The 11,074-nt window shown below is 44.5% G+C and carries 6 protein-coding genes; 5 read left to right on the forward strand and 1 reads right to left on the reverse strand.

Annotated elements, in window-relative coordinates; all coding sequences use genetic code 11:
• The first annotated feature begins 43 nt into the window (after positions 1 to 43).
• The 4 genes from nrdJ (JGK14_RS11185) to JGK14_RS11200 all read left to right on the forward strand — a co-directional run bounded on the left by nrdJ (JGK14_RS11185) (position 44) and on the right by JGK14_RS11200 (position 6,323).
• Positions 44 to 1,288 (forward strand): ribonucleoside-triphosphate reductase, adenosylcobalamin-dependent, encoded by a 1,245-nt coding sequence (gene nrdJ / locus JGK14_RS11185; protein WP_293243301.1) that lies wholly within the window; start codon positions 44 to 46, stop codon positions 1,286 to 1,288.
• A 253-nt stretch (positions 1,289 to 1,541) separates the two neighbouring features.
• Positions 1,542 to 3,590 carry a ribonucleoside-triphosphate reductase, adenosylcobalamin-dependent gene (nrdJ, locus tag JGK14_RS11190; RefSeq protein ID WP_293243310.1) on the forward strand — a complete coding sequence of 683 codons (2,049 nt, stop codon included), beginning with the start codon at positions 1,542 to 1,544 and terminating at the stop codon, positions 3,588 to 3,590.
• A gap of 365 nt (positions 3,591 to 3,955) precedes the next feature.
• Positions 3,956 to 4,438, forward strand: coding sequence for a hypothetical protein (locus JGK14_RS11195; RefSeq protein ID WP_293207661.1), 483 nt, complete (start codon positions 3,956 to 3,958; stop codon positions 4,436 to 4,438).
• A 4-nt stretch (positions 4,439 to 4,442) separates the two neighbouring features.
• On the forward strand, positions 4,443 to 6,323 hold the full coding sequence (locus JGK14_RS11200; RefSeq protein WP_293207659.1) for an SUMF1/EgtB/PvdO family nonheme iron enzyme: 1,881 nt from the start codon (positions 4,443 to 4,445) through the stop codon (positions 6,321 to 6,323).
• Positions 6,324 to 6,434: 111 nt separating this feature from the next.
• Here JGK14_RS11200 and JGK14_RS11205 read toward each other — a convergent pair whose 3' ends face one another.
• Positions 6,435 to 8,828, reverse strand: a complete 2,394-nt coding sequence (locus tag JGK14_RS11205; protein ID WP_293193055.1) for an ATP-binding cassette domain-containing protein — start codon at positions 8,826 to 8,828, stop codon at positions 6,435 to 6,437.
• A 337-nt stretch (positions 8,829 to 9,165) separates the two neighbouring features.
• Here JGK14_RS11205 and JGK14_RS11210 point away from each other — a divergent pair, with 337 nt between their 5' ends.
• Positions 9,166 to 10,653, forward strand: a complete 1,488-nt coding sequence (locus tag JGK14_RS11210; protein WP_293179797.1) for a serine/threonine-protein kinase — start codon at positions 9,166 to 9,168, stop codon at positions 10,651 to 10,653.
• The last annotated feature ends 421 nt before the right edge of the window (positions 10,654 to 11,074 follow it).

Below are 11,074 nucleotides of genomic sequence, written 5' to 3' on the forward strand. Positions count from 1 at the left end.
TTCATAGTCTGTTGATATATTCCGACACGTCAGTACACAACCTATGGTTCGAGAATTAGAGCGATCGAGTGCCCGCGAGAAACGCAACCTGTCCGATTTCCCCGAAACAGCACCCGCAGCCAATCCAGTATTTTTCAGGACATACAGCCGTCGTACCGACACGGGAAGGGAGACTTGGGCCGATGTGTGCGATCGAACCGTCAAGGGCTTGGCATCGCTCGGAAACCTCACCTCCGAAGAAACACAGCTCCTACACCGGATGCAAAACGAGCTCAAAACCCTCGCTTCCGGCCGCTGGCTGTGGGTGGGCGGTAGCAACTGGATTGAGCAACCAGAGAACTTTTCCGGCGCCTATAATTGCTCCTCAACCAATATTATCGACTGGCGGGCCTTTGGCTTGTTGATGGATTTGGCAATGATGGGCTGCGGCACCGGTGCAGTTTTGGAACCCAAATACATCAACCAATTGCCACCGATTAGCAACCGCTTAACCGTGACAATGCAAGGTGAAATCGGCTCTACACCCGCTGAATTGCGCCGTCAAGAAACCGAAGTAAAAATAGCTGAAAAAACCGCAACTATTTATGTCGGAGATTCCCGTCAAGGTTGGGTGAAATCCTATCAAGCTTTGTTGGAATTGTCCACAGATGAAAGATTTGCCGGAGAAGTTCAAGTTTACATCGATTTGAGCGATGTCCGCCCCGTGGGAGAGCCTTTAAAAGGTTTTGGTGGAGTCGCAAATCCAGTCAAATTGCCTGACCTTTATCAACGTTGCTCAGCAATTTTGAATAAAGCTTTCGGACGGCAGTTGAATTCAGTTGAATGCTGCGTATTGATAGATGAAGCTGCGGTCACAATTGTGGCTGGTAATATTCGGAGATCCGCCGGAATTCGTCAGTTTACTTTTGATGACGAACTGGGAGCAAATGCTAAAAACAACTTGTGGCAACAAGACGATCAAGGCAACTGGAAAATAGATCCAGAACGCGATGCTTTGAGAATGGCCAACCATACCCGTGTTTTCCATGCCAAACCGACATTAGAAGAATGTATTGATGCTGTTCGCAAACAGTATTATTCTGGTGAAGGTGCAATTCAATGGGCTGGTGAAGCTGTAGCTAGAGCTAACGTTGATTTACTTTCAACACCTAGTCTTAAAATTGAGTTCTTGAAAGCTTACGACGAAGGAAAAGCTAAACAGTGGTTGCAGGAACGCTATCCTGACATGACTGCGGAAGAATTAGAGCATCGGTCAGTCCGTTTGGGCTTAAACCCGTGTGGTAAGTAATTTTGCCTCACGTTAAAAACCTCGCAAAATCGGAGAAGACTGAGATGTTAATTCCGAGGTAAGTAAGGGAATTAAAAGTCCTTTACCACCGTAGAGCGTACCAGGTGAACCTTCTTAATTGAAGAACATAATCCTGGCAAGAGTGCGGGGCATTTACAACTAAAGTAAATGAAAAAGTACGCCGAGCTACAGATAAAATGGAATCTGTAGAACTAGAGGATAAAAAGCCTTTAGGATAACAAAACTGGAAATTATTGGCTCTAACTTCCACTGTGTCAGTGGCGACACTTTGCTAATTACTAAAGACGGACTACATCAAATAAAGGATGTTGTTGGAAGTGAAATCGAAATTTGGAATGGTCAAAGATGGAGCTCCGTCACACCATTTCAGACAGCGAGTAATACCAAGGTTGGACGACGCAAACTTTACCGTGTAAAGTTTGCTGATGGTACTTATCTGGATGCCACAGAATATCATCGTTTCTTTGTCAAGGATCGCTTTGGTAAAGTTTACCAAGAAGTTCAAACCAAAGACTTGATGGATACAAGTCGATATAGCATTCATACTGAACCTTTTACAATTCAGTACGAAGATGGCATGAATATCGATTCAGGTTATGCTTACACTTTGGGTGTGGCTGTAGGAGATGGAACTACAGACCAAAATGACAATGCAAAAGTTCGACTTTACGAAGGCAAAATGGCATTGTCAGTAGCAGGAAATAAGTCGCCTGAAAGAAACTATGACTATTTACCTGCTTTCACAGATGTAACTAACTTGAGCTTTTCTGGAGAATTTCTGAAAAGTTTGAAAGTTAACCCGGAAGCACTAAATGTAATTGCGAGTTGGAATCGGCAAGCAATTTTACATTTTATTGCTGGATTAGCCGATACGGACGGATCGAATACCAATAGTAATGGTATCAGAATTTATCTTTCCGATCGCGATCGGGCTTTCAGAGTTCAGTTACTTTTGACCAAGTGTGGCATTAGCTCATCGCTAAATCTTTGTGCTCATCAAGGATCAGTCACTAATTACGGTGTCCGAAGCCGGGATTTGTACTACTTGCAAATTACTGACTGTGGTGAAATTCCTTGTCAGCGGTTAGATGTGAGCAAAGGGACGAAGGCTAAAGGTAAAGGTAAATGGCAAGTTGTCAGAAGTGTCGAAGAATTACCAGGATTGCATGATACTTACTGTTTCAATGAACCAGAGTTTCATAAGGGAGTTTTCGGCAATACCCTAACTGGAAACTGTAATCTTTCTGAGGTTCACCTCAATCAAATCGACCCTTACAACTTCAAAGAACAAGAAGAAGCTTTCACCGCCGCAGGTTTATCTGTCGCGGTACTTCTCAATCACAAATTTAGCGAACCTCGCTATCAATATAGCCGCGAATTAGACCCGATTGTCGGCGTATCTTTCACGGGATTATTCGATTTCTTCGTTCATGCTTTTGGCGTTGAGTGGCTGCGCTGGTGGGTGGAAGGTCGCCCGCAAACTGCACAGGGAATTGCGTTTAAACAGCGGGAAGAAGAGTATTTGACTGGTTGGCGGGAAATTGTGAATCGCGTAGTATGGGATTATTGCGATCGGCATTCATTGAAACGCCCCAATCGCTGCACAACCGTCCAACCATCGGGTACAAAATCTCTACTGACAGGTGCTTCTCCCGGCTGGCATCCCCCCAAATCCCAGCGTTTCATTCGCCGAATCACTTTCGGCAAAAACGACCCTGTAGCCCTCGCCTGCATCGACTACGGATACAACGTAATTCCGTCCCAATCTGACAAAGATGAAAACGGCAATTTGCTGAACAATCCCTTCGATGAGCGCTGTACAGAATGGCTGGTAGAAATACCCGTTGCTGTCAGTTGGGCGGATTTACCCGGTGCTGATGAAATTGAGATTAACAAATTCTCAGCAGCGGCACAAATGGACTTTTATATGCAAGTGCAAAAGTTCTACGTGCGGCACAACACCAGCGCGACGATTGAGTTGCGAGAAAATGAAGTTGAAAGTTTGGGTACGCGGATTTATGAAGCTATTCGCGACGACGAAGGCTACATTTCGGCTGCACTTTTGTCTCGCTTTGATGCCCTAGAAACTTTCCCACGTTTGCCTTTTGAACCGATCGCAAAAGCAACTTACGAGACGATGTTGAAAGATGTTTTAGTGCGCCGTCAAATCGATATTTTTCAGGTGGCACTGAGTCGTTATGACTTGGGTGAAATGATGGATTCAGGGCCTGCGGGCTGCGATTCCGATAAGTGTTTGATGCCTGAGACTAAGACTATGTAATCGCCTTTTATTAAATCCCCCAAAAATGGGGGATTTTTTATGTTTAATTTCAGGTTGACAAAATCGTAGGGGCGGGTTCACCAACCATAATTGCCTAAAAGTAACAATCTCGTAAACCCGCCCCCACCCAACGAATAATTGTCAGATCGTGTCCGATAAATCGCGCATAATATATAAGCCGGGGCGGGTTTTTGAAATTGTCGGTTTTTGGCAAATATTGTTGGTGAACCCGCCCCTACAAGATCGTGGTCAATCGATCGGACATGATATCACTAGAAAAGAAAGAACTCATTTACAATTCTGAATTAAACGGAAATGATATAACAGCCCGATCGTACAATTAAAACTAGCCTGTTTTTTAGAATATGAAAATTCGCTGTATTGCCAACAAAGGAGCTGACCTGCCGGAAAATTATCTAAATCCACCGCTAGACATTACCAAAGAAACTGAATTTAAATTGATAGTCGGTAAAGAGTATACTGTCTATGCTATCTCCCAATGGCAAGGAAATTTATCGTACTATATTTGCGATGAGCGCTATACTTATTATCCTCTAGAGAATCCGGCCCCATTATTTGAGATAGTTGATGCCAGATATTCTCGGTACTGGCAAGTGCAATTAGCAACTAACGGTTTGTTAGAGATTGCTTTTGAACATTGGTTCTCCATACCTAATTTTTACGATCAACTAACTGACGGAGAAACAGAAACTGTTTTGATTTTTGAGAAAATCAAAGAGCTCATGGATGCTGAAGCTGCAATTCCTCAACCGCAACCTTTCTCCGTTGAGGAATTGCTCGCGATGCCGACCTTGCAACCCGACAAACTCGCAAAAGTACCTGGTTGAAATTATGTCTGACAATCAAAATAAACCTAGAGAATACGATGCCGTCAAGGGCGGTCAAAATTCAATTCCGGTCAATGCTGCTGTACTCGGAGGCATCGCCGGCGTTAAACGCCGCTTAGCCTCGTCCGCGATCGAAGTTAGAATCGCCGCACTCTCCGAAGCGCCCAAATATGGGGAAGCAGGCTTAGATTTGATACTTGGAGCATTGCAGGATAAGTCAATGCAGGTGAAATCTGCTGCTTTTTTACTGCTGAAAGATCGGGATGAGGAGAATATAAAACAATGTTTACAAAACCATTTTCCTCTCTTTGGGTTTTATGTTATCACAGTCGATGCGGATGGACAAAAAAACAGTCGTCGTAAGTCATTTGCTCGCTTTTTTCCGGAAGATTTAGGTAATGGTATTGTACTGGAAATGGTTTACATTCCCGGTGGCACATTTATGATGGGTTCCCCCAACGACGAAGCAGGACGAGAGGATGACGAAAGCCCGCAGCATCAAGTCACAGTACCAGCTTTTTATGCAGGGAAATACCCCATCACTCAAGCACAGTGGGAAGCCGTCATGGGAAACAACCCATCGTACTTGAAAGGTGAAAAACTTCCTGTTGAATGTGTATCCTGGTATGATGCTGTCGAATTTTGTGAGAAACTGTCGGAAACAACTGGGAAAACATATCGCTTACTGAGTGAAGCGGAATGGGAATACGCCTGTCGTGCGGGTACAACAACCCCATTTCATTTTGGCGAAACGATTACCCCGGAATTAGTCAACTACATAACCGAATCAAACGAACCCACAGATGTGGGGAGTTTTCCCCCCAATGCTTTTGGGTTGTACGATATGCACGGGAATGTTGAGGAATGGTGCAGCGATAAATGGCTTGACAATTATGATGGTGCACCGACTGACGGAAGTTCTTGGGAATCAGGAAACAATTGTCGGATGTTGCGCGGTGGTTCGTGGGCCAACGATCCGAGCAATTGCCGATCGGCTGTTCGTAGCTGCGAACAGCCGATCTATGGCGAGAGATTCAACGGTTTTCGGGTTGCGTGTGTTGCTGCACAACCACCAACACCAAATAAAATCATAGCTGACGAAAAACTAAGTCCAGCAGAGACCTTTCAATTTGAAGTCATCACACTCTACCAATGGGGAAGGATCGTCAAAACAGAACAGCGACAAGCCGAATACTTTAGTGAAAACCTAGGGCGCGGTGTCAGCTTAGAAATGGTAAAGATTCCCGGCGGCACATTTACGATGGGCCCCCCTGACATCTACACAGTTAGTGGCGATCGAATTCCGCAGTATCGAGTCACAGTACCGACATTTTATGCAGGTAAATACGCCATCACCCAAGAACAGTGGGAAGCAGTTATGAGAAACAACCCATCGTGCTTTAAAGGTGAAAAACGTCCTGTAGAAAATGTATCCTGGTATGATGCTGTCAAATTTTGTGAGAAACTGTCGCAAACAACTAGGAAAACATATCGCTTACTGAGTGAAGCCGAATGGGAATACGCCTGTCGTGCGGGTACAACAACCGCATTCCATTTTGGGGAAACCTGTCACTGTATATCTCCAGAAGTAGTCAACTATGACACAAACTACTCCACAGATGTGGGAAGTTTTCCCCCCAATGCTTTTGGGTTGTACGATATGCACGGGAATGTTTGGGAATGGTGCAGCGATAAATGGCATGATAATTATGATGCTGCACGGACTGACGGAAGTTCTTGGGAAACGGGAACAAACAATCATCGGCTGATGCGCGGTGGTTCGTTTTACAGTGATTTTAACTGTCAATCGGCTACTCGTGACCACAGTGCGCCGAACGATGTCTGCTGGGCCCGCGGTTTTCGAGTTGCGTGTGTGGCTGCGTAGACTTTCTAGCTTTTTACACTTTTGCCCTTTTGCCCTTGGCGATTAGAAATCGCTTCACCTCAAAGAAAGTCCCAGCAGAGAGGGACTAAGAAAATATAACCATATTCTGCGTTATTTGAAAATATCTTTCCGCTTCTGCAACAGCAAAGTTACGGTCAAATAAACGGCGGCGTGCAATCCTAAAATTCCCCAATTCAAGGCTAGGTTTTGCCAAGTTGGTTCGTAGACGGCGCTTTTCTCGAATAACTGCGGTAAGATTGTTCGATCGGGTAATTCGATCGGCTTTGGCACCATCGCGTTCACGTTAACCAAGCTACCGTAAGCACCCACAGACCAGCGGCTTACCGTCAACCACGAGATATACTGACCGATTTTCTCGATTTTAAACAAACTTCCCAGACTGAACAAGACTCCCGAAAAAATAATTTGCGGCACTAACAGCAAAGGCAAAGCACTGTTGGCCTGACTGCCATTCTTCACAAATGCCGATACCATCAATCCCAAACTCATGCTAGCCAACAGCGTTAAAAATACTGTAATTCCCAAACCCAGCGGCCAAGCGATTATATCCGGTGACGGCTGTTTAAAACCAATTAAAATTACTGCGGTCATTAGCACTGTTTGCAACAAGGCCAATCCTCCCAGCACCAGAAACTTGGAACCGACATAGGGCAGTAAACCTAAATTCACCAATCTTTCTCGCTGGTAAACGGCTGATTCTTTGACAATTTCTTGCAGAGAACTTGACAAACCTACCCAAATAGCTGCCGATGTAAATACAAACAAAATTCGCAAAGCTAAAAAAGCCAGCGCTGGATCGTCTGCTGTTCCGGTAACTAGCGGTTCTATATCTTTGATTCCGGCTAGCAAAATCGGGCAAACAGCAGCAGTTAACAGTCCTAAACCAACGTTAACTGGGTCGCGTAAAGTTAGCTTGAAATAGCGATCGGCGAGGATAAACAGTTGTTTGATTGGGGAAACTTTGGCGGGTTGGGGAAGTTTGACTGGAGGTGCTTGTTTTTGCGGTGCTTTTGGACTTAAGGGCGCGGTTATGTACCGCTGGTAATAGGCGGAATTCCGATAGGTATTCGCCCATTCTTTGATGACCTTTTCGCCGATTTCTAACTCGTTATAAATATTGGCAAAGTCTGCTTGATGAACTCCAAAGAAATTTGCAGCATCTGCGGGCGGGCCGAAGTAGCAAAGGTAGCCGTTGCGGCCGAGAAAAACTAGGCGATCGCACAAATTGACATTTGCCGTAGCGTGCGTCACCAAAACCACCGTCCGACCTTTATCTGCCAAATTCCGCAGCAGTTCCATCATCTTTTTATCCAGCCCCGGATCTAGTCCAGAAGTTGGTTCGTCCAAGAAAAACAACTTCGGATCTGCAAGCAATTCGACGCCGATGCTAACCCGCTTTCTCTGTCCGCCACTAAGGTCTTTTACAAGGGTTTTTCGCTTGTCCAACATCTCAATATCGGTCAGAGTTTTTGTCAAAACTTGCTCGACATCGACATCCGGCGGCAAGCGCAATTTAATTGCGTAAGTTAGGGCTTCTGTAACTGTTAATTCGCCGTGGACTATATCATCCTGAGGCACGTAACCGATTAAAGAACTGTAGCATTCAAAGTTTTTCCGCAATTCGTCGCCGTTGACGTAAACGGCGCCACGATTTGTGGTTTCAATTCCCAGCAAGGTTCGCATTAATGTGGATTTCCCCGCGCCGCTTCCTCCGACTAACGCCACTAACTGTCCGGGTTCAATTACTAGGGAAATATCGTTGACAAAAGGTCGGTTTAAGTTAATTGCTTCTAAGCCGATCGCATTTCCCGGATCGATAACTGTTAATTCTTCATTTTGATAAATTAGCAGAAAAGGGCCGATGCGAATTTTGGCGCCTTCGGTTAAAACGGCTGTTTTTTGGATGCGTTGGCCGTTAATAAATACGCCGTTAGCGCTGGTGTCTGTGAGAATGTATTCTCCGCGTTTGTTGGCGTCGATCGCACAATGGCTGCGGGAGACGATCGGCGAATTTAACTCTAGCGTAGAAGTGCGATCGCGCCCCAAGACGACCGATCGATTTCGCAGAGACACAGACTCCCGCGAACCCAAAACGGCCAGCGCCGGACTTCCGGGATTGAAATAACTCACCCGCACCGGATTTCTCAAATCCGTACCAATCCGCAACTCGATTCCGTGTCGCAAAACGCAGCCTTGAGTCGGAGTTACAGGAGTTTCAGTCGGAAGCACAAATAACCCGCTACTGCTGGGTTTGAGGCCGTCGCCGTCATAGATGCGATAGTCGTCCCCTTCTTGGCGCAAAATCGCTTGACATCTCGACAGCTTCTCCCAATCTTTGGGAACCAGCAAGTCAGCTTGTTGGGGATTTCGTCCCAGTACGTGTTCAGTCTTGGTCAGTTCCAAGCGTACCACTTCGCCTTGATAGTCGATTTCTAAATAGGGGCTGGCGATTAAGTTTGTTTTCTTATGGGTTTGACCTGTCATATGATTTTAGATTTTAGATTTTAGATTTTAGATTTTAGATTGTGCGAGAATTTAGTACCCAGCATCCAGCGTGCCAGCTTTTTTAGTGCGATCGTCCCCGATCGCACAGGTGATATAAGACTCCCGAGCGTCCCAGCTCGCACTCCAACAAAAAAATGCTTTTTACAAAAATGAGATTCTCTCATTCAGTATTCAAAACATGAGTAATGTTATATCATGTTTAATAATCAATGCTGACAAGCACCGCACTAATTCCAAGCTATCCCCAATTCGGATAGCTTTCAGGAAGCTGCTTTGGCACGAGATACTATTTCTACCAAGCTAATTCCTCCATACCATGAGCTACTGCATTAATCCCAACTGCCGCCATCCAGAAAATCTTGACACTATCAATTTTTGCCAAACTTGCGGATCTGAGTTGCTAATCAACGCACGCTATCGGGTAATTGCTGTTTTGGGACAAGGAGGATTTGGTAAAACTTTTGCAGTCAGAGACAGAGACGGTACTCAGAAAGTGTTGAAAGTTCTGATGAACAACGATACTCTAGGTGTGGAACTTTTTCAGAGAGAAGCTCACGTTTTGCAGCGGCTGAAGCATCCGGGACTCCCGACAGTTGAATCTGAAGGCTATTTTACTTTCAGAGTTAAGGGTACTGATAAATCTTTGCACTGTCTGGTGATGGAGAAAATTGAAGGTAAAAATTTGCAGCAGTGGTTGGAAGCTCATAATTACCAACCTATTTCTTCGGAACTAGCTATTGACTGGTTGACACAACTGACGGAAATATTGAATCTCGTTCACAATCAAAATTATTTTCACCGAGATATTAAGCCGCAAAATGTCATGTGCCGGTCGAACGGAAAATTAGTATTAATTGATTTTGGGGCGGTGCGGGAAGTTACAGAAACTATTCAGAGAGCAACTGGAGAAGTAACTCGCATTTCTTCGATGGGTTACACTCCCGAAGAACAAAAAAAGGGCAAGGCTGAGCCACGTTCTGATTTTTTTGCTTTGGGCCGGAATTTTGTGTATTTGCTGACGGCTCAAGAACCGAGAAATTTGCAGGAAGATCCGCGATCGGGTAAATTGATTTGGCGGAATGTGGCGACTCAAACATCGAAGCCGCTAGCAGATTTGATTGATGATTTGATGGCTTATTTTCCGAAAGACAGGCCAAAAGATACTCAAGTTCTTTTGCAGCGACTTGGTAAACTGAGCGATCGCCCGCCATCGCCATCTCCCGATCGCAGAACTCGTAGATTTGCTTTGGGATGGAAGCCGGCTTTAATGGGACTCGGAGTTGCTGGGGCGATCGCCATTTCCGCCTTCGCAATCCAACATTTCTCTAAAACTCAAGTTGAAAATTTATTAAGTTATCAAAGTTCGACCCATCAGTTTAAAATCAAATACCCTGAAAAGTGGGAAAAACAAGAGTTACAAAATCCAGTAATTAACGATGTGGTTGTATTCATAGCCCCCAAAAAGAACACCGCTGATGCTTATCAAGAACAAATTACTGTCAGCATAGAAGATTTGCCAAAACCGATGTCTCTCGATGAATACAATCAATCGTCTCTCAAGCAAATTAAAACAAATTTTACTGATGTTAAAATTTTAGAAGAAAATCCTAAAACGATTGCTAATCATCGAGGTTATACAGTTGTTTTTGATGATAAAGACGGACAAACCAATACCAAAAAAATGCAAACTTGGACGTTGATGAATAATAAAGCTTACGTGATTACTTACACTGCGGAGAAATCAGAGTATTCGGACTATTTGAAAACGGCTGAAAATATGATGAATTCCTTTGAGATTAACTAATTCAGTTGTTTGTAGTAAGGACTTTAGTCCTGATTCTAGGATCGCGAGTCTAATACCAATTTTCAACGAAATAACAATATTCTTGTTCCCCCCTTTAACAAGGGGGGGCTAGGGGGGGTCTTCGAGTATTGTACAACTTCAGATAAATGGTATAACAATCGCGACCGGAGACGATCGCACTGTTAAAAAAAATACTTTTTGCACTCCTTCATATCAAATCCACTCTTCATCAGAATGATTCATCTCTCTATCCTCTCCCTCTGTGTCCTCTGCGGCCTCTGCGGTTTAATCATTCCGGTAAAACCAGAATTAATATGAAATACTGATTCTTTTACGCTGAACATTTCTCAACATAGCTGTGCAATGCTGGAGATGTAACGATCGCAATTCCGTCATGGCTGACAGAACAGGTCGAATCCGA

The sequence above is a fragment of the Microcoleus sp. PH2017_28_MFU_U_A genome, assembly GCF_020738035.1.
In the GTDB taxonomy this organism is placed as follows: domain Bacteria; phylum Cyanobacteriota; class Cyanobacteriia; order Cyanobacteriales; family Microcoleaceae; genus Microcoleus.